At 73.6% G+C, this 25,055-nt stretch carries 19 protein-coding genes; 12 read left to right on the forward strand and 7 right to left on the reverse strand.

The window, feature by feature from the left end; genetic code table 11:
* Positions 1-46 precede the first annotated feature (46 nt).
* Complete coding sequence (pepN, locus tag AVW11_RS06455) at positions 47-2,635, forward strand: aminopeptidase N (RefSeq protein ID WP_030840686.1); 2,589 nt, start codon at positions 47-49, stop codon at positions 2,633-2,635.
* A gap of 152 nt (positions 2,636-2,787) precedes the next feature.
* On the opposite strand, the gene AVW11_RS06460 is transcribed toward pepN, so the two are convergent.
* The 4 genes from AVW11_RS06460 to AVW11_RS06475 are packed head-to-tail and all read right to left on the reverse strand — an operon-like array spanning position 2,788 to position 7,004.
* Positions 2,788-3,687, reverse strand: a complete 900-nt coding sequence (locus AVW11_RS06460; RefSeq protein WP_030840683.1) for a LysR family transcriptional regulator — start codon at positions 3,685-3,687, stop codon at positions 2,788-2,790.
* Between the two features lie 10 nt (positions 3,688-3,697).
* On the reverse strand, positions 3,698-4,618 hold the full coding sequence (locus AVW11_RS06465; RefSeq protein WP_060178125.1) for a DMT family transporter: 921 nt from the start codon (positions 4,616-4,618) through the stop codon (positions 3,698-3,700).
* 49 nt (positions 4,619-4,667) lie between these two features.
* Positions 4,668-5,600: an EamA family transporter gene (locus AVW11_RS06470; RefSeq protein ID WP_076043482.1), complete on the reverse strand. Its 933-nt coding sequence runs from the start codon at positions 5,598-5,600 to the stop codon at positions 4,668-4,670.
* Positions 5,601-5,648: 48 nt separating this feature from the next.
* Positions 5,649-7,004, reverse strand: coding sequence for an MFS transporter (locus tag AVW11_RS06475; protein WP_076043483.1), 1,356 nt, complete (start codon positions 7,002-7,004; stop codon positions 5,649-5,651).
* 108 nt (positions 7,005-7,112) lie between these two features.
* Here AVW11_RS06475 and AVW11_RS06480 point away from each other — a divergent pair, with 108 nt between their 5' ends.
* A complete protein-coding gene (locus AVW11_RS06480) occupies positions 7,113-7,604 on the forward strand; it encodes a MarR family winged helix-turn-helix transcriptional regulator (protein WP_030840670.1) in 492 nt (163 codons plus the stop codon).
* A gap of 110 nt (positions 7,605-7,714) precedes the next feature.
* Here the strand turns inward: AVW11_RS06480 and AVW11_RS06485 are convergent, their stop codons facing one another.
* Together AVW11_RS06485 and AVW11_RS06490 are read right to left on the reverse strand one after the other, a co-directional pair.
* Entirely contained in the window at positions 7,715-7,957 is a 243-nt protein-coding gene (locus tag AVW11_RS06485; protein ID WP_030650150.1) for a hypothetical protein, read from the reverse strand.
* Positions 7,958-7,977: 20 nt separating this feature from the next.
* Positions 7,978-9,972: a 4-alpha-glucanotransferase gene (locus tag AVW11_RS06490; protein ID WP_060177969.1), complete on the reverse strand. Its 1,995-nt coding sequence runs from the start codon at positions 9,970-9,972 to the stop codon at positions 7,978-7,980.
* 231 nt (positions 9,973-10,203) lie between these two features.
* Between AVW11_RS06490 and AVW11_RS06495 the strand changes: the two genes are divergently transcribed.
* Entirely contained in the window at positions 10,204-13,221 is a 3,018-nt protein-coding gene (locus AVW11_RS06495) for a glycoside hydrolase family 84 protein (protein WP_060177968.1), read from the forward strand.
* Between the two features lie 146 nt (positions 13,222-13,367).
* On the opposite strand, the gene AVW11_RS06500 is transcribed toward AVW11_RS06495, so the two are convergent.
* Entirely contained in the window at positions 13,368-13,910 is a 543-nt protein-coding gene (locus tag AVW11_RS06500; RefSeq protein ID WP_030840658.1) for an HNH endonuclease, read from the reverse strand.
* A gap of 287 nt (positions 13,911-14,197) precedes the next feature.
* Between AVW11_RS06500 and AVW11_RS06505 the strand changes: the two genes are divergently transcribed.
* The 9 genes from AVW11_RS06505 (at position 14,198) to AVW11_RS06545 (ending at position 24,978) form a co-directional block, all read left to right on the forward strand.
* A complete protein-coding gene (locus tag AVW11_RS06505; protein WP_225884757.1) occupies positions 14,198-15,280 on the forward strand; it encodes a mechanosensitive ion channel family protein in 1,083 nt (360 codons plus the stop codon).
* Between the two features lie 136 nt (positions 15,281-15,416).
* A complete protein-coding gene (locus AVW11_RS06510; RefSeq protein ID WP_030840651.1) occupies positions 15,417-16,655 on the forward strand; it encodes an ROK family transcriptional regulator in 1,239 nt (412 codons plus the stop codon).
* 115 nt (positions 16,656-16,770) lie between these two features.
* The gene (locus tag AVW11_RS06515) at positions 16,771-18,111 is read left to right on the forward strand and encodes an ABC transporter substrate-binding protein (protein WP_076043484.1); all 1,341 of its coding nucleotides are present in this window, start codon (positions 16,771-16,773) and stop codon (positions 18,109-18,111) included.
* 3 nt (positions 18,112-18,114) lie between these two features.
* Positions 18,115-19,059 (forward strand): carbohydrate ABC transporter permease, encoded by a 945-nt coding sequence (locus AVW11_RS06520; RefSeq protein WP_076043485.1) that lies wholly within the window; start codon positions 18,115-18,117, stop codon positions 19,057-19,059.
* Positions 19,056-19,982, forward strand: coding sequence for a carbohydrate ABC transporter permease (locus tag AVW11_RS06525; RefSeq protein WP_060177965.1), 927 nt, complete (start codon positions 19,056-19,058; stop codon positions 19,980-19,982). The genes AVW11_RS06520 and AVW11_RS06525 overlap by 4 nt, the downstream gene beginning before the upstream one ends.
* A gap of 13 nt (positions 19,983-19,995) precedes the next feature.
* Complete coding sequence (locus AVW11_RS06530) at positions 19,996-21,270, forward strand: 6-phospho-beta-glucosidase (protein WP_030840643.1); 1,275 nt, start codon at positions 19,996-19,998, stop codon at positions 21,268-21,270.
* Positions 21,261-22,259, forward strand: a complete 999-nt coding sequence (locus AVW11_RS06535) for an N-acetylglucosamine kinase (protein ID WP_030840639.1) — start codon at positions 21,261-21,263, stop codon at positions 22,257-22,259. Before AVW11_RS06530 ends, AVW11_RS06535 begins: the two co-directional genes overlap by 10 nt.
* Positions 22,260-22,468: 209 nt before the next feature.
* Positions 22,469-23,878, forward strand: a complete 1,410-nt coding sequence (locus AVW11_RS06540) for a hypothetical protein (RefSeq protein ID WP_381785027.1) — start codon at positions 22,469-22,471, stop codon at positions 23,876-23,878.
* Positions 23,879-24,030: 152 nt separating this feature from the next.
* On the forward strand, positions 24,031-24,978 hold the full coding sequence (locus tag AVW11_RS06545) for a glutamate ABC transporter substrate-binding protein (RefSeq protein WP_225885108.1): 948 nt from the start codon (positions 24,031-24,033) through the stop codon (positions 24,976-24,978).
* Positions 24,979-25,055: the final 77 nt, after the last annotated feature.

The following is a 25,055-nucleotide window of genomic DNA, read 5'->3' on the forward strand; positions in this document are numbered from 1 at the left end:
CATGGAAGGATGTCGGGGCAACGTCACCATCGAAGGAGATGACCGCGTGCCAGGCACGAACCTCACCCGTGAAGAGGCGCAGCAGCGTGCGAAGCTGCTCACCGTCGACTCCTACGAGATCGAACTCGATCTCAGCGGTGCGCAGGAGGGCGGTACCTACCCGTCCGTGACCACCGTGCGCTTCCAGTCGGCCGAGGCCGGGGCGGAGACCTTCATCGACCTGGTCGCCCCGGCGGTGCACGAGGTCGTCCTCAACGGCAAGTCGCTCGACGTGGCGGCTGTCTTCCGCGACTCGCGGATCGCCCTGGCGCACCTCGCGGCCGGGGCCAACGAGCTGCGGGTCGTCGCGGACTGCGCGTACACCAACACCGGTGAGGGCCTCCACCGCTTCGTCGACCCGGTCGACCAGCAGGCCTACCTCTACACCCAGTTCGAGGTGCCGGACGCGCGGCGGGTCTTCGCCAGCTTCGAGCAGCCCGACCTGAAGGCCACGTTCCAGTTCACCGTGACGGCCCCCGAGGGCTGGACGGTCATCTCGAACTCCCCGACGCCGGCGCCCGCGGACGTCAAGGACAACGTCTGGCGTTTCGAGCCGACCCCGCGCATCTCCTCGTACATCACGGCGCTGATCGTCGGCCCGTACCACGCGGTGCACAGCTCCTACGAGGGCAAGGACGGCCAGTCCGTGCCGCTCGGCATCTACTGCCGTCCCTCGCTCGCCGAGTTCCTCGACGCGGACGCGATCTTCGACGTGACCCGGCAGGGCTTCGACTGGTTCCAGGAGAAGTTCGCCTACGACTACCCGTTCGCCAAGTACGACCAGCTCTTCGTGCCGGAGTTCAACGCGGGCGCGATGGAGAACGCGGGTGCGGTCACCATCCGCGACCAGTACGTCTTCCGCTCGAAGGTGACGGACGCGGCGTACGAGGTGCGCGCGGAGACCATCCTCCACGAGCTCGCCCACATGTGGTTCGGCGACCTCGTCACCATGGAGTGGTGGAACGACCTGTGGCTGAACGAGTCGTTCGCCACCTACACCTCGATCGCGTGCCAGGCGTACGCGGAGGGCTCGAAGTGGCCGCACGCGTGGACCACCTTCGCCAACTCCATGAAGACGTGGGCCTACCGGCAGGACCAGCTGCCGTCGACGCACCCGATCATGGCGGACATCCGCGACCTCGACGACGTCATGGTCAACTTCGACGGCATCACGTACGCCAAGGGCGCCTCGGTGCTCAAGCAGCTCGTCGCCTACGTCGGCATGGACGCCTTCTTCAAGGGCGTACAGGCCTACTTCAAGGCGCACGCCTTCGGCAACACGCGCCTGTCGGACCTGCTGGGCGCGCTGGAGGAGACCTCGGGCCGCGACCTGACCGCCTGGTCGAAGGCGTGGCTGGAGACGGCCGGCATCAACGTCCTGCGCCCGGAGGTCAGCACCGACGCGAACGGTGTGATCACCGCCTTCGGCATCCGCCAGGAGGCGCCCGCGCTGCCCGCCGGCGCCAAGGGCGAGTCCACACTGCGCCCGCACCGCATCGCGGTGGGCCTGTACGAGCTGCAGGACGGCGCGCTCGTGCGCACCGACCGGATCGAGCTGGACATCGACGGCGCGCTGACCACGGTGCCGGAGCTGGTGGGCCGCACCCGCCCGGCGGTCTTCCTGCTGAACGACGACGACCTGTCGTACGCGAAGGTCCGCCTGGACGAGGAGTCCCTCGCCGCGGTCACCGCGCACATCGGCGACTTCGCGGAGTCCCTGCCGCGCGCCCTGTGCTGGGCCTCGGCCTGGGACATGACGCGTGACGGGGAGCTCGCCACCCGCGACTACCTCTCGCTGGTGCTCTCGGGCATCGGCAAGGAGTCCGACATCGGCGTCGTCCAGTCGCTGCACCGGCAGGTGAAGCTGGCCATCGACCTGTACGCCGACCCGGCGTGGCGGGAGGAGGGCCTGGCGGCCTGGACCGAGGCCACCCTGGAGCACCTGCGTGCGGCGGAGCCGGCCGGCGACCACCAGCTGGCGTGGGCGCGGGCCTTCGCGGCCACCGCCCGCACGGAAGGGCAGCTGACCTACCTGTCGGCGCTGCTGGACGGGTCGGCGCAGATCGAGGGCCTGGCCGTGGACACCGAGCTGCGGTGGGCGTTCCTGGAGCGGCTCGCCGCGACGGGCGTGGCCGACGAGGCGGCCATCGCGGCGGAGCTGGAGCGGGACGCGACGGCGGCCGGCGAGCGCCACGCGGCGACGGCGCGGGCGGCCCGCCCGACGGCGGAGGCCAAGGCCGCGGCGTGGGCGTCGGTGGTGGAGTCCGGCGATCTGCCGAACGCGGTGCAGGAGGCCGTGATCGGCGGCTTCGTCCAGACCGACCAGCGCGAGCTGCTGGCCCCGTACACCGCGAAGTTCTTCGCGGCGGTCAAGGAGGTCTGGGAGACCCGCAGCCACGAGATCGCCCAGCAGATCGCGGTGGGCCTGTACCCGGCGCTCCAGGTCTCGCAGGAGACCCTGGACGCGACGGACGCCTGGCTGGCATCGGCCCAGCCGAACGCCGCGCTGCGGCGTCTGGTGTCGGAGTCCCGGGCGGGCGTCGAGCGCGCCCTGAAGGCCCAGGCGGCCGACGCCGCCGCTGCCGCTCAGGCCTGACGGCTCGCGCCGTAGCCGGGGCTCCGCCCCGGACCTCGCGCCTCAAACGCCGAGGGGCTGAATTTCAGCCCGCCCGGCGTTTGAGGGCAGGGGCGCGGAGCGCACGTACGGGGTCTCCGGGGCGGAGCCCGGGAGGCCCCGGGAGCGTACCGTCAGGGCCCGGCGGCGACGGTCCGCAAGGCCGTCAGGACGTGCGCCACCGCGGGAGCGGACTCGGCTCCGCGGCGGACCGCCGCGATCACGTGCCGGGTCGGCCGGTCCCGCGCCAGCACCCGTACCGCCACGCCGGAGGCCCGGCTCGACACCATCCGCGGGACCAGGGCCACGCCCATGCCCGCCTCGACCATGGCCAGGATCGCGGTCCACCCCGACGCCGAGTGGGCCTGTTCGGGCACGAAGCCGGCCGCCTCGCACGCGCCCCGGGCGATCTGCGACCACGGGCCGCTGCCTCCGTAGATCCACGGGTCGCCGGACAGGTCCGCCAGCCGCAGGTCCGCCGCGTCCCGCAGGGGGTGCGCCGGCGGGAGCGCCACGTCCAGCGGGTCCTCCATCAGCGTGACCCGGGTGAACCTGCGGTCCCGCGCGGTCGGCGCGTGGGCCGCCAGCGACAGCGCGAGGTCCACGCCCGCGGCCGCCAGGAGTTCGTACGACTCCGCGGCCTCGGTCTCCCGGACCCGGACCTCCACCCCGGGGTGGGTCGTGCGCAGCGCGGCCACCGCCGGGACCACCAGTGCGGGTACCGCGGTGGAGAACGCGCCGACCCGTACCTTCCCCGCGTCCCCGGCGAGGTAGCCCGCCAACTCCGCGTCGGCGCGCTCCAGCTGCGCGAAGACCTCCTCCGCGTGCCGCAGGACGAGGTGGGCGGCGTCGGTGAGGCGGACCCGGCGGCCCTGTGCCTCCAGCAGGACCACGCCGAGCTGCCGGGCGAGGTTCGTCAGCTGCTGTGACACGGCGGAGGGCGTCATGTGGAGCGCCTCGGCCGCCCGGGTCACGGTCCCCTGTTCCGCGAGGGTCCGCAGGATCCGCAGCTTCTTGATGTCCCACTCGGTCATGGGGCCGAACCTACCGCCGGGCACTTCCCAGCCCGACCCCGCCGAGGATCAGCGCCATGCAGAGCAGCTGGGCGGGTCCGGTCGGCTCACCCAGCAGCAGGAGGCCGAGCCCCGCCACGCACACCGGCTGGAGGTAGTAGACGACTCCCGCGCGGGCCGCCCCGATGACCGAGACGGCCTTGTTCCAGGCGAAGAAGGCGACGGCGGAGGAGAACACCCCGACGTAGAGCAGCGGTCCGACCGTGCCGGCCGTCGTCTCGAAGCCGCCTTGGACGTGGAGGGAGACGGCGTAGGCCGGGGCCAGCATCAGCGCGCCGAGCACGAAGGTGGTGATCAGGAAGGCGAGCCCGCCGAGTTCGGCGGGCTTGCGCTTGAGCAGGGCGCTGTACGTGGCGAAGGAGAGGGCCGCGGCGAACATCCACAGGTCTCCGGCTGCGAAGTCGAAGCCGATCGAGCCGTCCCCGACGAGCAGCAGCACACCGAAGGCGGCGAGCAGCATCCCGAAGGTGCGGCGGGCGCCCAGGCGTTCGCCGCCGAGGCGGGCGTACAGCGCCATGACGACGGGCGAGGCGGCCATGATCATGCCCATGTTGGAGGCCGTTGTGGTCAGTCCGGCCTGGTGCACGAGCGTGTTGTAGAGGGTGACGCCGAACAGCGAGGCGAGGGCGGTGAAGCCCAGGTGGCGGCGGATCAGGGTGCGCTGCCGCCAGGCCTGGCGGGCGGCGAAGGGGGCGACGGCGAGCAGGGCGATGATCCAGCGCCAGAAGACCGCCTGGACGGGCGGGACGGTCTCGGCCATGCCGCGGGTGGCGACGAAGCTGCCGGACCAGACGACCGTCGCGAGCAGGGCGAGGAGGACGCCGAGCCCGGCGGCGCCCTTCTTGCCGGTGCTGCCGGGTTCGGCGTGCGAAACGGTACGGGCGCGGTCCATGACGGCCACTGTGCGTCTCCCCCTCGGGGTCGGTCGGATGTCGAGGGACCTACCGTCGCACCCGCCCATCGGTCAGGTCCATCGAAAAGTTCCGATCATTCTTTTCATCAGAACTGAACGGTTGGGGGGTGCGGGCGGCTGCCAGCTGTCCGGCGACGGTGGCTGCGAAGGCGATGGCCATGCCCGCGAGCTGTACGGGGGTGAGGGCCTGGCCGAGGGCCGCCCAGCCGATGGCGGCGGCGGTGAGCGGGGAGAGCGGTCCGAGGAGGGTGACCGAGGTCGCGCCGAGCTGCCCGATGCCGCGGAACCAGAGCCAGTAGGCGATGCCGGTGTTGATCAGCATCATGTAGCCGTAGCCGAGGAGGGCCTTGCCGTCGAGGGCGGGCGGTGCGCCCTCGACGAAGGCGGCCACCGGGATGATGACGAGGCCGCCGGCGGTCAGCTGCCAGCCGGTCATGGCCAGCGGTCCGACGCCCTCGGGCCGGCCCCAGCGCTTGGTCATCACGGTGCCCGCCGCCATGGAGGCGGAGGAGACCACCCCGGCGACGACACCGGTCAGGTCCAGTGCCGCCTCGGCCCTGAGGACGACCATGCTCACGCCGAACGCCCCCACGACGGCGGCCAGCACGGTACGCAGGCTCGCGCGCTCCCCGAGGACGAGTGCGGCGAGGCCCACGACGAACAGGGGGCCGGCGGAGCCGAGTACGGCCGCGACCCCGCCGGGCAGCCGGTAGGCGGAGAGGAACAGCAGCGGGAAGAAGGCGCCGATGTTGAGGGTGCCGAGGACGGCGGACTTCCACCACCACGCGCCCTTGGGCAGGGTGCGGGCCAGCGCGGTGAGCAGCAGGCCCGCGGGCAGGGCCCGCATGACGCCGGTGAAGAGCGGCCGGTCGGGCGGCAGCAGTTCGGAGGCGACGGCGTAGGTCGAGCCCCAGGAGATGGGGGCGAGGGCGGTCAGGGCGACGGTGGCGAGACGCTTCATGGCGGGTGGCTCCTCGTACGGGTGAGGAAGGCGGGACCGGGGTGTGGGTCAGGCGGCCGCGGTGGCCGGCCGGCGGTCGGCTGCGTCCCCGGCCGGGGCGGCTCCGGCGGCTTCGGCCGGGGGCTCGGCGCGCACGGCCTCGGCCGGGGGCTCCGCGTGCACGGCCTCGGCCGGCAGGTGCCGCTCCAGCCGCAGCAGCGCCAGGGCGGCGCCGAGCGCGGCGGCGGTCAGGACGGCCCAGGGCAGCCGGCCGTCCACGGCGAGCAGGGCGGTGAAGAGCGAGGGGGCGAGGGCCGTGGCCAGCGAGTGGGACAGCTGGTAGGTGGCCAGGTAGCGGCCGCGGACCGGCTCGGGGGCGGCGGAGACCGACAGGGCGCCGCCGGAGGGGCTGTGCACCAGCTCGCCGAGGGTGTAGACGACCACGATGGCGAGCAGGGCGGCCAGGGTCGCGCCCTGGCCGGGCCGCAGCGTGCCGAGCACGATCTGTCCGGCGAAGGCGGCGGCGAAGAGCACCGCGCCGAGGGCGGCGGAGCGGGTGCGGCGGGCGCCGGAGCGGCGGACGCGGCCCGCGACCAGCACGCCGATCCCGGCGCACAGGGCGGTGTTGAGGGTGAAGGCCGCGCCGGTGAGGGAGTCGGGGGCCTTCAGCCAGGTGGAGAGGTAGAGCGGGAAGAGGACGGAGAGGGCGCAGTAGCCCAGCGCGGTGAGGAAGTTGGCGGCGGTGAGCCCGAGGAAGGGGCGGTCGCGCAGGACCGTCCGGTAGCCGGCGTCGGGCCGCCCGGCGGTGGCGGCGGTGGTCTCGCCGGCCGGGGCCGGGCGGACCCGGCCGACGAGCAGTCCGGCGAGCGCGAAGGCGGCGGAGTTGGCCCAGGCGGTGTGGGTGAACGCGCCGGTGCCCCACAGCGCCAGGACCCCGGAGACGAGGAGGGCGCCCGCACCCATCCCGGCGTTCTGCAGGGCCCGGGTGGAGGCCTGGAGCCGGTCGCGGGCGGCACCCCGCGCCACCTCCCCGATCAGGGACTGCTGCACGACGGAGAAGGAGCGGTCGGCGAGCGCGGTGAGGAGGGCGACGGCCGCGAAGGCGGCCGGAGAGCTCGCGAAGGGGTAGAGGGCGAAGCCGAGCGCCCGGATCCCGTAGAGCACCAGGTTCACCCCCTTGGCGCCGAACCGGTCCACGGCCGAGCCGGCCAGGGGCACGAAGGCCAGCCCGGCCAGACCGGTGACCGTCATGACCAGGCCGACGAGGGTGAAGGAGAGGCCGGTGACGTGATGGAAGAAGACGAGCGAGAAGGGGACGTACATGCCGATCCCGATCGCGCTGATTCCGATGCCGAGGAGCAGCGACCGCTCCCCCGCGACCTTCGCCTCCCCGGCCTTGGACGCCCTGCCCCTGAACACCGCCATGACGGCCTCTCCCCCCGATTCGGTTGCTGCTAAGTAGCTTACCGCTAAGCTACTTATCGTCAAGCAACTTTCTTGCGAACGATCCGAGGGAGCCGGAATACTGCGCTCATGAGTGAGGACAAGGACGCGGTCGACGCGATCACGGCCCAGTGGTTCGCCGTGCGCCCCGAGCTGGACACGGCCCCCATGGCCGTCTTCGGACGCATCTACCGGATCGCCAAGGCCATGGGCGATGCCATGGAGGAGCGCTACCAGCGCTTCGGCATCTCGCGCGGGGAGTTCGACGTCGTCGGCACGCTGCGCCGTTCGGGCGCCCCGTACACGCTCTCGCCCCGCCAGCTCTCGGCGACGCTCATGCTCACCACGGGCGGCATGACGGGGCGGCTGGACAAGCTGGAGAAGGCCGGGCTGCTGTGCCGCAAGCCCGATCCGCACGACCGGCGGGGGCTCCAGGTGACGATCACCGACCGCGGCCTCGCGCTCGTCGACGAGGCCGTCACCGCCGGTCTGGAGGTGCAGCGCGCCGCGCTCACCGGGCTGACCGACGAGGAGGTCGCGCAGCTCACCGGCCTGCTGCGCAAAGTGCTGGCCGGCGTCTGAGGACATGCCGAGGCGCCGGGGGTCGACGCACGGCCGATGCGGATCGGCGGTGCGGACCCCCGGCGCCCGGGAAGGTCACACGGCTGCGGCCCCCAGGGGGGCGGACCGGGTCAGGCCTGCTTCTTCTTCGGCCTGTCCGACTTGTCGAGGGCCATGACGAGACCCACGATGACCAGGAAGATGACGATCGGCAGGGCCACGTACAGGCCGAGCGTCTCGCCGATGCTCAGGCCCGGACCCGGGTCGTCGCCGTCGTCGCGGGTCAGCGCGAGAGCGGGAGACGTCATCAGCAGCATCATCAGCGTCGTTCCGGCCGAGACGGCGCCGGCGCGCAGAGCGTTCTTCTTGTCCACGGTGCAAACGTAGCGAACACCTAAACGCCGCGCGCGCCCGGGGGTGCCGTACGAGGAACCGCCCCCTCCCGCACCGCGCTGAGCAGCGCGTTCGCCCGGGGTGAGGCCATCAGCTCCTCCAGCGTCAGCGGCCTGCCCGAGGCGTCGGCGACCGGCAGCCGCCAGTTGGGGTACTGGTCCCACGTGCCCGGCAGGTTCTGCGGCCGCCGGTCCCCCACCGCGTCCGGCAGCCATACGCCCACCAGGCGCGCGGGGGTGCGCAGCAGGAAGGCGTACAGGGCCCGCACGGCGGCCTCCTCGCCCTTGGTGTCGAGGCCGAGCCCGTCCAACAGGGCCAGCCACTCGGCGGTGTCGGCGGCGTCCTCGGCCCGCTCCAGCTCGGCCGGACGGGTCAGCAGGCCGAGCCGGTCGCGCAGTTCGACGTGGCCGCCGGCGAGCTTGGCGGCGGTGGGCGGCAGGTCGTGGGTGGTGACGGTGGCCAGGCAGTCCGCCCTCCAGGCCTGCGGGGCGAGCGGGCTGCCGTCCCCCGACCAGTCGCGTTCGAACCACAGCACCGATGTGCCGAGCACCCCGCGCCGGGCCAGCTCCCGGCGCACGTGCGGCTCCACCGTCCCCAGGTCCTCGCCGATGACCGGGGCGCCGGCCCGATGCGCCTCCAGCACCAGGACCGCCAGCATGGCCTCGCCGTCGTAGCCGACGTACGTGCCCTCGGCGGGCGGGGTCCCCTCCGGGATCCACCACAGCCGGAACAGGCCCATGACGTGGTCGATGCGCAGCCCGCCCGCGTACCGGAACACCCCGCGCAGCAGCGACCGGAAGGCGGCGTAGCCGGTGCCGGCCAGCACGTCCGGGCGCCAGGGCGGCAGCCCCCAGTCCTGGCCGCGCGCGTTGAAGGCGTCGGGCGGGGCCCCGACCGAGATGTGGCGGGCGTGGAGCGCCGGCTCGGAGGCGTCCGAACCGCCTGGGTGCACCCCGACCGCCAGGTCGTGCACGATGCCGACGGCCATCCCGGCCTCGCGGGCGGCCCGCTGGGCGGCGGCGAGCTGGCCGTCCGTCAGCCAGACCGTCCAGCGGTGGAAGTCCGTGCGCGCCCTCGGGTCCTCGCCCATGCGCGAGGCCTGCCGGCCCGCGTGGAGGTCCAGCGAGGCGCCTGCCTCTGCGCAGAACGCCCGGTAGTCCGCTTCCCGTTCGGGGCTCCGCGGGACGGCGTACAGCAGCTCCAGAGCCTGCCGCTTGAGCGCCCAGACGGCGTCCCGGTCGATCAACGCGCCCTTCTCCAGCACCTCGCGGCGCAGGGCGGCGCCGCCGCAGGCCAGTTCGGCCAGGGCCGCGCGCTCGGTGCAGTCGGCGTACTCGGGGACGTCCTCGATCCGCAGGTGGACGGGGTCGGGGAAGCGGCGCGAGGACGGCCGGTACGGCGAGGGGTCGGTCGGTGTCCCCGGCAGGGAGGCGTGCAGCGGGTTGACCTGGATGAAGTCCGCGCCGTGGGTCCGGCCCGCCCAGCGGGCGAGTTCGGCGAGGTCCCCGAGGTCGCCCATGCCCCAGGAGTGCTCGGACAGGAGCGAGTAGAGCTGGACGAGCAGCCCGTGGGCGCGTCCGGGTGCGGCGGGGGCCCGCTCGGGGGCCACGACCAGGGTGGCCTCGTCGGTCCGCCCGTCGGGTGCCGCGGCGGTGATCCGGTGGACCCCGAGGGGAAGCCCGGGTCCCCACGCGCACTCCCGGCCGGACTCCTCCGCGACCACCGCGACCCGGCTGCCGGGCGGTAGCCCGGCGGGGAGCGGCGGTACGGGCTCCCCCTGCCAGAGCACCACGGTGGGCGGCAGCAGCCGGCGGGCGGCCCGCTCTGCGGCCGACTCGGCGGACCCCCGGACGCTCTCGGCGTCGTCGGTGGCGACCCCCAGCGTGCCGAGGACGGTTCTGATGGTGGCCTCGGAGACCTGGACGGTGACGTCGGGGGCGGGCTGGTAGGCGGTGGCGATGCCGTGCAGGGCGGCGAGCCGGGCCAGGTCGTCCATGGACGGGCGCTCCTTCGTGCGTGCGGGCAGGCGGGGATGAGGGTGGGTCAGAAGCGTGGAGCACAAAAGCGGGACGCCGCCGGGGAACAACGCAGCCATACCCACTCGGAGGGGTCGCATTCCTGGCAGATCCGGGGCAGATCACCCACGCGCATTGACACTCCAGCCGCACGGGTGGTGGGCTCGGGCTCATTCGTACGAGTGGGGGACGTCTCGCGACGAGGAGGCTCTGTGCAGCTCAGGGGCAGGAAACGGTCGACGGCCGCCGCCATCGCGGTGATCGGGTCGCTGCTCGGCGGAGCCGTGGCCTCCGCCCCGCTCGGGTTCCTCGCGAGTCCCGTCCTTCCGGACGGGCAGGCCGCCGCCCCGGGCTCCGCGGGAGCGGCCGGCGCCTCCGGTGTCGGGGCCAACGGCACCGTCGGCCCCGTGCTCGACCCCGGCGCGGACACTCCCCGGAGCGCCGCCGAAGGGCCCGCCGTGTGGCCCCGGCCGCAGTCGATGGCCGCCGACCCGGCGCGCGAGGTGCCCCTCGGCCGGGAGGCGGTGCTGGTGGCGCCGGCCGACGCCGATCCGCACGCCGTCCGGGTGGTGCGCGAGGCGCTGCGCAAGGCGGGCGTGAAGACCCTGCACGAACCGGAGCCCGGGGAGCGGGTGCCCGAGCGGGGCACCGTCGTACGGCTCCAGGACGCGGGCGCGCAGGAGGCGCTGCTGGCGATGGGCGCGACCGCCCCCACGGACCTGCCGAACGGCGGGTACCGGCTGGCCGTGGGGCGGCCCGGCGGGCGCGACACGGTCGCACTGGCCGGCGTCGGGGAGGAAGGCCTCTTCCACGCGGCGCAGACGCTGCGCCAACTGCTCGCCGCAGGCGGCGGGAAGGTACCCGGCGTCCTGGTGCGCGACTGGCCGGCCGCGCCGGTGCGCGGGATCACGGAGGGCTTCTACGGGCAGCCGTGGACCGAGGAGCAGCGCCTGGCCCAGCTGGACTTCATGGGCCGCACCAAGCAGAACCGGCTGCTGATCGCGTCCGGCGACGACCCGTACCGCACGACGAGCTGGCGCGAGGACTACCCGAAGGAGCTGCGGGAGGAGTTCCGCACGCTGGCCGAACGGGCCGCCGCCAACCGGGTCGTGCTGGCCTGGGCCGTCACCCCGGGGCAGTCCATGTGCCTGTCGTCGTCGGCCGACCGGGCGGCTCTGGCACGCAAGCTGGACGCGATGTGGGATCTGGGGTTCCGCGCCTTCCAGGTGCAGTTCCAGGACGTCAGCTACACCGAGTGGGGCTGCCGTGCGGACCGGCAGCAGTACGGCAGGGGCCCGGAGGCCGCCGCGAAGGCCCACGCGGAGGTGGCGAACGAGCTGGCCGCGCACCTGGCCTCCCGGTATCCGGGGTCGCCCGCGCTGTCGCTGCTGCCGACCGAGTACTACCAGGAGGGCGCCACCGCCTACCGGACGGCCCTGGCCCGCGGGCTGGACGCGCGGGTGGAGGTGGCCTGGACGGGCGTCGGTGTCGTGCCGCGCACCATCACGGGCCGGGAACTGGCCGGGGCGCGCTCCGCCCTGGGGCAGCAGCCCCTGATCACGATGGACAACTACCCGGTCAACGACTGGGATCCGGGCCGTATCTTCCTCGGCCCCTACGCGGGCCGCGAACCGGCGGTGGCGGGCGGCTCGGCGGCGCTGCTGTCGAACGCGATGCAGCAGCCCATCCTGTCGCGCATCCCGCTCTTCACGGCGGCCGACTTCGCCTGGAACCCGCGCGGCTACCGGGCCGGCGAGTCCTGGCAGGCCGCGGTGCGCGACCTGGCGGGCTCGGACCCGCGGGAGCGCGAGGCGGTGGCGGCGCTGGCCGGGAACACCACCTCCTCCGGGCTCAAGCAGGAGGAGTCGGCGTATCTGAAGCCGCTGGTCGAGCAGTTCTGGAAGGCCCGGGCCGCCGGGGACCCGGCGGCCGGGGCCGAGCTGCGCAAGGCGTTCACGGTGCTGCGCGAGGCCCCGGCACGGCTGACCGCCCTGTCGGACGAGGCGGGCCCCTGGCTGGAGCGGCTCTCGCGCTACGGAACGGCCGGCGAACTGGCCGTGGACGTCCTGCAGGCCCAGGCGCGCGGGGACGGTGCGGCCGCCTGGCAGGCCTCCCGGGCCCTCGCCGAGGCGCGCAGGGCGCTGGCCGAGCCGGGACCCGCCCAGGTGGACAAGGCCGTTCTGGACCCCTTCCTGGAGAAGGCGGCTGCGGAAGCGGACGCCTGGACCGGGGTCGCCCGCACCACCGGGACGGTGGCGAAGGACGCCCAGGCCTGGACGGTGCGGCTGGACTCCGTACGCCCGGTGTCGGCGGTGACGGTGATGACGGACCCGCTGCCGGCGGGCTCGCGGGGCGCCGTGGTGGAGGTCCACGTGCCGGGCGAGGGCTGGCGCAAGGTCGGCGACGCCGCGGCGTCGGGCTGGACCCAGATCGACACGGCGGGACTGCGCGCGGACGCGGTGCGCCTGGCCTGGGCCGGGGCCGCACCCGTGGTACACCAGGTGGTCCCGTGGTTCGGGGACGGCCCCCGGGCCCGCTTCGAGCTGGCGGACGGCGGCAGGACCGACGCCGAGATCGGCGGCGCCCCGCAGCGGGTCACCGCCGAGCTCTCCGCCCTGGGCCCCGGCGAGGTCCGCGGGCCGCTGTCGGCGCGTCCGCCGGCCGGGATCGAAGTCCGCCTGCCGCAGGCCGCCGTGGTCCCGCGCGGCGGCCGGGCCTCGATACCGCTGGAGGTCGCCGTCGCCGCCAACACCCCGCCGGGCACCTATCAGGTCCCGGTGGCCTTCGACGGGGAGTCCCGCACCCTGACGGTGCGGGCGGTACCCCGCACCGGCGGACCGGATCTGCTGCGCACCGCGCGGGCGACGTCGTCCGCGAACGAGACACCCGCCTTCCCGGCCTCCGCGGCCGCCGACGGCTCCCCCAGCACCCGCTGGTCCTCGCCGGCGGTGGACGGCGCGTGGTGGCAGGCGGAGCTGACGGCCCCGGCCCGGGTCGGCCGGCTGGAGCTGCACTGGCAGGACGCGTACCCCTCGGCCTACCGGGTGGAGACCTCGGCCGACGGGGTGACCTGGCGGCCGGCCGCGGCCGTCACCTCCTCCAGGGGCGGGCGCGAGTCGCTCCGCCTGGACGCGCCGGACACCCGGTTCCTGAGGGTGACGTGCGAGCGCCGCGCCACGCGCTACGGCTGCTCGCTCTGGTCCGCGGAGGCCTACGCGGTCACGCCGTAGCCGGCGGTCCTGCCCCACCGGGAGCAGCACCGCCGGTGGCCGGGGGAGTTCGACGGGGGCCGGGGCAGCGCCGGCGGAGCCGGGCCGCAGGCCTGACGGCGACCTGCGACCCGGCGGGCCCGGCGGAGCCCCCGGCAGGGACTCCGTCAGGAGGCCGCGACGCCGATCCCGATCCGCTCCAGCGCGTCCTCGGCCCCGTACGGCTGGAGGTACGGCATCCAGCGGGGATCCCGGTGGCCGGTGCCGATGATCCGCCAGGCCAGGCCCGAGGGAGGGGCCGGCTGGTGGCGCAGGCGCCAGCCCAGTTCCAGCAGGTGCCGGTCGGCCTTGACGTGGTTGCAGCGCCGGCACGCCGCGACGACGTTGTCCCAGACGTGCTGTCCGCCCCGGCTGCGCGGAATGACGTGGTCGACGCTGGTGGCGACGGCACCGCAGTACATGCAGCGTCCGCCGTCCCGCGCGAACAGGGCGCGCCGGGTGAGTGGAACGGGCCCCCGGTAGGGGACCCGCACGAAGCGCTTGAGCCGTACCACGCTGGGCGCGGGGACGACCCTTGTCGCGCTGTGCAGATAGGCGCCGGATTCCTCCAGGGAGACCGCTTTGTTCTCCAGGACGAGGACGAGCGCGCGGCGGAGCGGTACGACGCCGAGGGGCTCGTACGACGCGTTGAGGACCAGGACGTGCGGCACGGACTGCCTCCTTGTACGTCGGCGGCGCGTGGCTCGCGCCGGGACGATCTGCTCTCCAGTCTCTCCTTATGGCTGGTCGAAGCGCCACCACTCGCCGGTAACGGGTCCGAGGTGTTTTCAACCACAGTCAGTCATCCCCAGGTGAGTCTGGTCTCTCCCTCGAACACGGCGCCAAGGTGAAGGGATTGCCCCGTTAGTGTGGTTGGTCTGCCCGCGCACCCGCCCCCGGACCCCGTCCGGGGGGACACCCCCGGACGGGCAGGCCGCTACATCTGGAGGTTCCTGTCGTGCCCTGGCCCGCCGCTCTGCTGCCGCTGGCAGCCGATGTCCCGGACACGCCCGCTTCGGTCAAGGAGGCGCAGGAGAGCGTCACCGAGGCCGCGAGCTTCATCGAGCAGAACTGGGCCACCTGGCTGAGCATCGGTCTGCGGATCCTGCTGATCGTCGTGATAGCGGCCGTGATCCGCTCGGCGGTCCGCAAGGCGCTGACCAAGCTCATAAACCGGATGAACACCAGCGCCGAAGCGGTCGAGGGCACCGCGCTCGGCGGGCTGCTGGTCAACGCCGAGCGGCGGCGCCAGCGGTCGGAGGCGATCGGTTCCGTGCTGCGGTCGGTGGCGTCCTTCCTGATCCTCGGCACGGCCGCACTGATGGTCCTCGCCGCCCTGAAGATCGACCTGGCGCCGCTGCTGGCCAGTGCCGGTGTGGCCGGTGTCGCCATCGGTTTCGGCGCCCGCAACCTGGTCACGGACTTCCTCTCGGGCGTCTTCATGATCATGGAGGACCAGTACGGAGTGGGCGACAAGATCGACGCCGGGGTCGCCTCGGGCGAGGTCATAGAGGTCGGTCTGCGCGTGACCAAGCTGCGCGGCGACAACGGCGAGATCTGGTACGTGCGCAACGGCGAGATCAAGCGGATCGGCAACCTCAGCCAGGGCTGGGCGACCGCGACCGTGGACGTGCAGGTCAAGCCCACGGAGAGCCTGTCGCGGATCCGCGAGGTGGTCCAGCAGGTCGCCGACGCGATGGCGAAGGAGTCCCCCTGGGACGAGCGCCTGTGGGGCCCGGTGGAGGTCCTGGGCCTGGACGAGGTGCTGCTCGCCTCGATGACCGTGAAGGTCTCCGCGAAGACGATGCCGGGCCAGCAGTTCGCCGTGGAGCGGGAGGTGCGCTGGCGGATCAAGGAGGCCTTCGACGCCGCGGGCATCCGGATCATCGGCGGCGTGCCGGCCGCGGACGAGGAGGAGCAGGCGCCGGCCGACCCGACGGCCTCCGTCGCCGCGCCGTCCGCGCTGGCGAACCCCGCCTCCCCGCAGTCCCTGGCCACCGCCCCGATCCCGCCGCCGGCCGGCCCGCGGATCACCAAGTAGCGGCCCGGTCCGCCCGCACTCCCGCTGCCCCGCAGGCCGTCCTCACGGACCGCCGGCGGGGCAGCGGCATTGACACGGCTCGAACAGTGATAGGAAACTTACCTAACAGATCACCTCGGTGAGGGAGAGCCGCCGCATGCCCGCCGCCACGCCCGGAACGCCCAGCCTGCTGCGCGCCATGAACGACCGGGCCGCCCTCGACCTCCTGCTGGCACACGGCCCGCTGTCCCGGACCCGCATCGGGCACCTGACCGGGCTGTCGAAGCCCACCGCCTCCCAACTCCTGGCCCGCCTGGAGGCCGCCGGACTCGTCGTGGCCACCGGAACCGACGGCGGCCGCCCCGGCCCCAGCGCCCAGCTGTACGCCATCAACCCGCGGGCCGCGTACGTCGGCGGGCTCGACGTCACCCCGGGGCGCGTCCTGGCCGCCGTCGCGGACCTGACCGGCACCGTGATCGCCTCCCACGAGGTCCCCTACACGGAGGGCGCGGCGGCGGTCGACCAGGTGACCGAGGCACTCGGCGGGGCCGTCAAGGCCGCCGGCCTGCACCGCAGCGACCTGCACCGGGTGGTCGTCGGCACGCCCGGCGCCTTCGACCCGCAGACCGGCCGGCTGCGCTACGCCAGCCACCTCCCCGGCTGGCACTCCCCCACCCTCCTCGAGGACCTGGCCGCAGCCCTGCCGATGCCCGTCGAGTACGAGAACGACGTCAACCTCGCCGCCGTCGCCGAGCAGCGCCTCGGCGCCGCCCGCGGACACGAGGACTTCGTCCTGCTGTGGAACGAGGAGGGGCTCGGCGCCGCGCTGGTCTTCGGCGGCCGGCTGCACCGCGGCTGGACCGGCGGCGCGGGCGAGGTCGGCTTCCTGCCCGTGCCGGGCCGCCCGCTGGTCCGGCAGGTCACCCGGGCGAACTCCGGCGGCTACCAGGACCTGGCCGGCGTGGAGGGGCTGCCCCGCCTCGCCGCGGAACTGGGCGTCGAGACGGCCCCCGGCCCACCCGCGTACGCGTCGGACGGCCCGGACGCAGGCCCGCACGGGCCGGAGGTCGCCGCCGCCGTCGCGCTGCTCGCCCGGGCCGCCGCCGCGCCCGAGGGGGCGCACCTGCGCTTCCTCCAGGAGTACGCCACCGCCCTGGCGACCGGCCTCGCCTCGCTGGTCGCCGTACTGGACCCGGAGATCGTGGTCCTGGCGGGGGCGGCGATCGGCGCGGGCGGCGAACCGCTGCGCGAGCTGCTGGAGGCCGAGCTCGCCGAACTGGCCCCCTCCCGCCCCCGGCTGGTCCCGGGCGAGGTCCTCGTGCGGCCCGTCCTGCACGGCGCGCTGGAGAGCGCGCTGGCCGCCACCCGGGACGAGGTCTTCGACACCTCCCGCTGACCCCGCGTCACCCCCGCACCCCCATCCCTCCCCCGCATCCGACACCCCCGCGCGCCACCGGCACTCCACAGGCACCCCCACCGGAAGTTCCCTCCCGCAGAGAGCGAGCCCCGCCATGCCCAGAACCGGACGCCTGACCACCGCAGCCGCCCTCCTCGCGGCGATATCCGCGCTCGCCACGGCCTGTACGGGCCGGACGGCCGACTCCGCCACCGACGACCCGAAGGCGCAGGTCACGCTCTCCTTCTGGCACGGCTGGTCCGCCCCGGGCGAGGTGAAGGCGATCGAGGACGGCATCGCCCGCTTCGAGAAGGCCCACCCGAACATCACGGTCGAGGTCACCGGCAACATGACCGACGACAAGATCAAGCAGGCGTTGCGGGCGGGCGGGGCCAAGGCCCCCGACGTGGTCTCCTCCTTCACCACGGACAGCGTCGGCACATTCTGCAACTCCCGCGCCTTCGCCGACCTGAACCCCTTCCTGCAGAAGTCCGGCATCGACAAGGCGAAGGTCTTCCCCAAGACCCTGCTGGAATACACGCAGTTCAAGGGCAACCAGTGCACCCTGCCGCTGCTGAACGACGCCTACGGCCTCGTCTACAACAAGACCGCCTTCGCGGCCGCCGGCATCACCGAACCCCCGAAGACCTGGAGCCGCTTCGTCGAGGTCGCGCAGAAGCTGACCCGGGCGGACGCGTCGGGCGACTCCTACGAGCAGGTCGGCCTGATGCCCACCTTCCACGGATACGAGACCACCCCCATGCGGCTCGCCGCGCAGTGGAGCCCCACCTACTTCGACGCGGACGGCAGGTCCAACCTCTCCCGGGACCCGGCCTTCGCGAAGATGCTGACCGCGCAGAAGGACATGGTGGCGGCCCTCGGCGGGTACGAGAAGCTGGAGCGATTCCGCAGCACCTTCGGCGACGAGTGGAGCGCCGAGCACCCCTTCCACACCGGCAAGGTCGCCATGCAGATCGACGGCGAGTGGCGGGCGCCCATGGCCGAGGAGGCGGGTGTCGGCTTCGAGATCGGCACAGCTCCGCTGCCCGTGCCGGACGACCAGGCCGCCGACTACGGCAAGGGCTACCTCTCCGGCACGGTCGTCGGCATCGCCTCCGGCAGCAGGAAGCAGAACGCGGCCTGGGAACTGGTCAAGTACATGACCACCGACACCGAGGCGGTGGTGGCCTTCGCCAACGCCATCCACAACGTGCCGTCCACGCTCGCCGCCCTGGAATCCCCGGACCTTCAGGTCACCCCGCAGCTGCGGACCTTCCTCGACATCGCCCGGCACCCGAAGTCCAACACCACCCCGGCCCGGGCCGACGGCGGCACCTACCAGCTGACCTTCCAGAACTTCGCGTACGCGGTCGAGAAGGGCGCGGTCGCCGACATCGCGGCCGGTCTCGCCAAGGTCGACCAGCAGATCGACACGGACATCGCGAAGGCGGAGTAGCCGATGTCCGCCACCCGCGCCCCGCGGTCGAAGCGCCTGCGGTCCGCCCTGCGGACCGCGGCCTTCCTCTCCCCCTGGCTGATCGGATTCTCGGTCTTCTTCGCCTACCCCCTGCTGTCCACCGTGTACTTCTCCTTCACCCGGTACGACGGCTTCCGCCCGCCCGCCTTCAACGGCACGGACAACTGGAGCTATGTCCTCACCGACTATCCGCTGTTCTGGCCGGCGATGCGCAACACCCTGTGGCTGGTGGTGGTGATGGTGAGCTGCCGCGTGGTCTTCGGCCTGGGCGTCGGCCTGCTCGCCACGAGGATCAAGACCGGGGTCGGGGTCTTCCGAACCCTCTTCCACCTGCCCTACCTGGCGCCACCGGTCGCCGCGACCCTGGCCTTCGTCTTCCTGCTCAACCCCGGCACCGGCCCGGCGAACACCCTGCTGGACGCGGTGGGACTGCCCACCCCGGGGTGGTTCACCGACGCCGACTGGTCCAAGCCCGCGCTGACCGCCCTGGCGCTGTGGGGGGTGGGCGACCTGATGGTCGTCTTCATGGCCGCGCTGCTCGACGTACCGAAGGAGCAGTACGAGGCCGCCGAGCTGGACGGCGCCGGGGCCTGGGCGCGGCTGCGCCACATCACCCTGCCCAACATCTCGCCGATCATCTTGTTCGCCGTGGTCACCGGGGTCATCCAGGCCATGCAGTACTACACCCAGCCGCTGGTGGCGGGGAAGGTCGCCTCCGGGGTGATCGGCGGATCCGGCCAGCAGTTCGAGCCGGGCTACCCGGACCGGTCCACGCTGACCCTGCCCCAGCTCGTCCACAACCTGGGCTTCCAGCGCTTCGACTACGGCGCCGCGTGCGTCGTGGCGCTCGTCCTGTTCGCCCTCTCCATGGCCTTCACCGCACTCCTGATGCGGCGCCGTGGCGCACTGATCGGAGCAGGCCGATGAGCACGCACCGGACCGCGGGCACCCGCCGGCCCGCCCGGACGCACCGCACGGGCACCCGCCGGCCCGCCCGCACGCACCGGACCGCGGGCGCCCACCGGCGCAAGGCGGTGCTGCACTGGATCGCGGTGCACTCGCTCGCTGTGGCCGCCGCCCTCTTCTTCACCCTCCCCTTCGTCTTCCTCCTGCTCACCTCCCTGATGGGCGACCGGCAGGCGCTGACCCGCGACCTGTGGCCGGACACCTGGGAGTGGGGCAACTTCGCCCAGGTGTGGCACACCCCCGGATTCCTGACCTGGTGGCGCAACACGCTCCTGTACGCGGGACTGGGCACCCTGTTGACCGTGGTCTCCTCCGTGCCCGTCGCGTACGCCCTCGCCAAGTTCCGCTTCCGCGGGCGCGACCTGTCGCTGATGCTGGTGGTCGCGATGATGATGCTGCCGCCGCAGGTGGTGGTCATCCCGATGTACCTCTTCTGGGCCAGGCAGCTCGACCTGTCCGGGAGCCTGTGGCCGTTGATCGTCCCGATGGCCTTCGGCGACGCCTTCTCCATCTTCCTGCTGCGCCAGTTCCTGCTGACCATCCCGGACGCGTACCTGGACGCGGCGCGCGTGGACGGCTGCGGCGAGGTGCGCACCCTGCTGCGCGTGGTCGTGCCGATGGCCAGGCCCGGCATCGCGGCCGTCGCGCTGTTCCAGTTCTTCTACGCCTGGAACGACTACTTCGGGCCGCAGATCTACACCTCCGACAACCCCGCCGCCTGGACGCTCAGCTACGGACTGGAGTCCTTCAAGGGGGCGCACCACACCAACTGGAACCTGACCATGGCCGCGACCGTGCTGGTCATGGCCCCGGTGATCGTCCTCTTCTTCTTCGCCCAGAAGGCGTTCGTCGAGGGAGTCACCCTGACCGGCGTGAAAGCGTGAAAGGCTGACGACGTTGAAACTCGCAGTGGTGGGCGGCGGTTCCACCTACACCCCCGAACTCATCGACGGCTTCGCGCGACTGCGCGACACCCTGCCCGTCGAGGAGCTGGTACTGATCGACCCGGCCACCGAGCGGCTGGAGCTGGTCGGCGCCCTGGCCCGCCGGATCTTCGCCCGGCAGGACCACGCCGGCCTGGTCACCACGACCACCGACCTCGACGCGGGCGTCGCCGGGGCCGACGCGGTCCTGCTCCAGCTGCGCGTCGGCGGACAGGCCGCCCGGCTCCAGGACGAGACCTGGCCCCTGGAGTGCGGCTGCGTGGGGCAGGAGACCACCGGCGCCGGCGGGCTCGCCAAGGCCCTGCGCACGGTCCCGGTGGTCCTCGACATCGCCGAACGGGTCCGCCGGGCCAGCCCCGACGCCTGGATCATCGACTTCACCAACCCGGTCGGGATCGTCACCCGGGCCCTGCTGCGGGCCGGGCACAAGGCCGTCGGGCTGTGCAACGTCGCCATCGGCCTGCAGCGGAAGTTCGCCGCCCTGCTGGACCTGGCCCCCGCCGACGTCCACCTGGACCACGTCGGCCTCAACCACCTCACCTGGGAGCTCGGCGTGCGCCGGGGCGGCCCGGACGGCGAGGACCTGCTGCCCGGCCTGCTCGCCGCGCACGGGGAGGCCGTCGCCGCGGACCTGCGGCTGCCGCGGGCCGTGCTGGACCGGCTCGGCGTCGTCCCCTCGTACTACCTGCGCTACTTCTACTCCCACGACGAGGTCGTACGGGAGCTGGGCGGCAAACCCTCGCGGGCCGCCGAGGTCGCCGCGATGGAGCGCGAACTGCTCGCCCTGTACGCGGATCCGGCGCTCGACGAGAAGCCGGCGCTGCTGGCGAAGCGGGGCGGCGCCTTCTACTCGGAGGCGGCCGTGGACCTGGCGGCCGCGCTGCTGGGCGGCGGCGGCACGGACGTGCAGGTGGTCAACACGTACAACAACGGCACGCTGCCCTTCCTGCCCGACGACGCCGTCGTGGAGGTCCAGGCGCGGGTGCGCGCCACCGGCGGATGCGGCCCCGTGCCGCTCCCGGTGCCGCGCCTGGACCCGCTGTTCGCGGGGCTGGTCTCGCACGTGACGGCGTACGAGGACCTCGCGCTGGACGCGGCCCTGCGCGGCGGCCGCGAGCGGGTGTTCAAGGCGCTGCTGGCGCACCCGCTGGTCGGCCAGTACGACCTGGCCGAAGGGCTGACCGACCGGCTCCTCGCCCACAACAAGGAGCACCTGCCATGGGCGTGACCCGCGTGCCCCTGCCTGCGGTCCTCGCGATCGACGCGGGCAACAGCAAGACGGACGTCGCGCTCCTCGGTCCCGACGGGTCGGTGCTGGCCACCGGGCAGGCCGGGGGCTTCCAGCCGCCCCGCACCGGGGTCGCCGCGGCCGTGGACGTCCTGGCCGAGGCGCTGGCCTCGGCGGGGGTGCCCGCGGGCGGCGGGGCGGGACCCGTCGCCGAGCACGTGTCGGCCTGCCTGGCCAACGCCGACTTCCCGGTGGAGGAGCGGCGGCTGGCGGACGAGATCGGGCGCCGCGGCTGGGGGCGCGCCACCGCGGTGCACAACGACACCTTCGCGCTGCTGCGCGCCGGCCTCCCCCCGGGCGCCGAGCCGCGGGGTGTCGCGGTGGTGTGCGGGGCGGGCATCAACTGCGTCGGGATGACGCCGGACGGGCGGACCGCGCGCTTCCCCGCGGTCGGGCGGATCTCCGGCGACTGGGGCGGCGGGGGCGGACTGGCCGAGGAGGCCCTGTGGTTCGCGGCGCGCGCGGAGGACGGCCGGGGCGCGGCGACCGAGCTGGCCCGGGCGCTGCCCGCCCGCCTCGGCCACCACTCGATGGCCTCCCTGATCGAGGCGATGCACCTGGGCGGCGTGCCGGCCGCCCGGCGGCACGAACTGGCGCCGGTGCTGTTCGAGGTGGCCGCCGCCGGGGACCCGGTGGCGCTCTCGCTGGTGCACCGTCAGGCCGACGAGGTCGTGGCCATGGCGGTGGTGGCGCTGGGCCGCCTCGGACTTCTGGACGAGGAGGTGCCGGTGGTGCTGGGCGGCGGGGTGCTGGCGGCCCGGCACCCCGGCCTCGACGACCGGATCGCAGCGGGTCTCGCCGAACGGGCCCCGCACGCCCGGGTCACGGTCGTCACGGCGCCCCCGGTGCTGGGCGCCGGACTGCTGGGCCTGGACGCGCTCGGGGCCCCGGCGGAGGCCCACGGAAAACTCCGTGCCCATTTCGGTTGAACCCGCCCCGGAAAGCGCCCGGTCTGGAACCGTTGCGGCGGTAAGGACGTATTGACGGTGAAGGGGTGGCGAAAGGCACCCGCGGGGGCGGATCGCCCCGGATCCGGCACCGGGTGCTGTGGTCCACCGGCACTACGGCCATACTGCTGCTGCGCAGGGGGACCCCCCGGCGCCGGCTGGGGGACGACAGGACCGAGGGGGAGGTCACGGTGGCGATCACTTCACGCGCGCCCGCGCCCGGGGGCGGTGTCACCGTGCCGTCCGCCGGCGCGCCGGCGTCGCCGCCCGACGGGCCGCCCGGACGGCGCACCGCCTGGTCCGAGGGAGTGCAGCGGCTGCGCGAGGCGGCCACCACCGAGCCGGGCCGGCTGCGGATCATCGGCGCGGTCCTGGCCGCCCTGATCGTGCTGTTCGGCACGGTGAGCGTGTGGGAGATCTCCGCGCGGGCCACCGCCGCGGACGACGTGGTGGGGCGCAGCCAGCCGCTGAGCGCGGACGCGGCCAGCATCTACCGCTCCCTCGCCGATGCCGACACCACCTCCTCCAGCGGGTTCCTCCTCGGCGCGCAGGAGCCGCGCGAGGTCCGCCGGCGCTACGAGAAGGACATCGCCCAGGCCTCCCGCCTGCTGGTGAGCGCCGCCGCCAACACCGGCGGCAGCAAGGAGTCCCGCGAGCAGATCACCCTGCTGAGTGAACAGCTGCCGCGCTACACGGGCCTGATCGAGCAGGCCCGGGCCACCAACCGGCAGGGCCTGCCGCTGGGCGGCGCGTACCTGCGCCACGCCAACGAACAGATGACCACCCAGCTGCTGCCCGCCGCCCAGCGGCTGTACGAGGCGGAGACCCGTCGGCTGCACACCGACGACGACGACGCCCGGTCCTGGCCGCTGGGTTCGCTGGGGCTCGGCGTGCTCGCCGTGGCCGCACTGGTGTGGGCGCAGCGGCGCAACTACCGGCACACGAACCGGGTCTTCAACCACGGGCTGGTGGCCGCGACCGCCGCCTCCGTCGTGGTGCTGCTCTGGCTGTCCGTCGGCCACACGGTGGCGCGTTCTTCGCTGAGTGAAGCCCGCACGGACGGGCAGGAGTCGATGAAGGTGCTCAACGACGCGCGGATCGCCTCCCTCCAGGCCCGGGCGAGTGAGAACCTGACACTGATCGCGCGGGGCGCCGTACTGGCCGAGGACAAGAAGTCCGACAAGTACGACGTGGACTTCACCAACAACATGAAGCAGCTGGACGCGGGGCTCGCGACCGCGCTGCGGCTGGCCGACGACGACGACGGCCGGTCGCCCGTGAGCCGGGCCGTGGACGGCGTCGAGCAGTGGAAGCAGCGGCACACGGCGGCCCGGGAGGCGGACTTGAAGGGCGACTACGAAGCCGCACTGTCCCAGGTCGTCGGGGACGCGCAGCACAAGGAGAGCAGCGGAGCCGCCTTCGACACGGTGGACGCCTCCCTGGAACAGGCCGTCGCCCACGAGCAGCGGGAGTTCACCCGCGCCGCCCAGGACGGGCTCGGCGCGCTGTCCGGCCTGGTGACGGGCGCGGCGGTACTGGTGGTCATCGGCGCGGCAGCGGCCCTGCTCGGTATCGGGCGCAGGCTTTCGGAGTACAGGTGAGAGCGATGCGGATACGGGCGAGGCGGGCCGCCGAGGGCCATGGGGAGTACGAGGGGCACGAGCAGCAGGAGGTCCGCGGCCGTGCCCCGGGCCCGGCGTCCGGGGTCCGGCGGGCCGCACGCCGACTGCGCGGCTGGGGCGGCGTGAGCGCGATGGCCGTCGCCTGCGCGATGACGGCCGCGGTGGTGCTGCTGCCGCTGGCCCACGCGACTCCCGAGGCCGCCTCCGGGGTGCCCGCCCACGGGCCCGTCCCGGCGGCCCCGGCGGCGCCCTGGGTCCTCTCGGACACCTGCCAGGACCCCGAGGCGAGCCTGCGCCCGTCCGACGTGGACGGGGCCGCCATCGCACGGATCAAGGCGGCGGGCAAGCTCGTCGCGGGCGTGGACCAGAACAGTTTCCGCTGGGGGTACCGCAACCAGACCGCGGAGGGCGGCCGCCTCGACGGCTTCGACATCGACCTGGTCAAGGCCATCGCCAAGGACATCCTGGGCGACGAGAACGCGGTCATCTACCGGGCGATCCCGACGAGCCAGCGCATCCCCGCCCTCCAGGAGGGCCGCGTCGACATCGTCGTGCGGACCATGACCATCAACTGCAAGCGGCTGGAGGACGTCGCCTTCTCGACGGCCTACTTCGAGGCCGGGCAGCAGGTGCTGGCACCGAAGGGCTCGCCGATCACCGGGTACGACGCCTCGCTGAAGGACAAGCGGATCTGCGTCGCGGCCGGTTCCACGGCCGAGAGCGCGCTCAAGGCGCAGTCCTACGGCGCGGCGCCGGTCACCGTGGCCAACCAGCTCGACTGCCTCGTCCGGCTCCAGCTGGCCGAGGTCGACGGCATCATCACGGACAACGCCCTCGCCGCCGGCCAGGCGGCGCAGGACCCCTCGGTGCGGCTGGTGGGCTCGCCCTTCACCCGCGAGTTCTACGGGGTCGCGATGAACAAGGACGCGCCCGACCTGGTCCGCCGGGTCAACAAGGTGCTGGAGAACTACCGCGCGGGCGGCAACGACAGCCCGTGGATGAAGGCGTACCTCAAGCACCTCCAGCCCGTGCTGCCCGGCGTCACCGGGCCGCCCGCGCCCAAGTACCGGAACGGCTGAGGCCGGTGGCGATTTCGGGCACGGGACCGGGCACGAGGTCGGACGCGGAGGGGAACACAGGAGCGCACACGGAAGCG

The organism is Streptomyces amritsarensis, from assembly GCF_001953875.1.
Lineage (GTDB): Bacteria > Actinomycetota > Actinomycetes > Streptomycetales > Streptomycetaceae > Streptomyces > Streptomyces amritsarensis.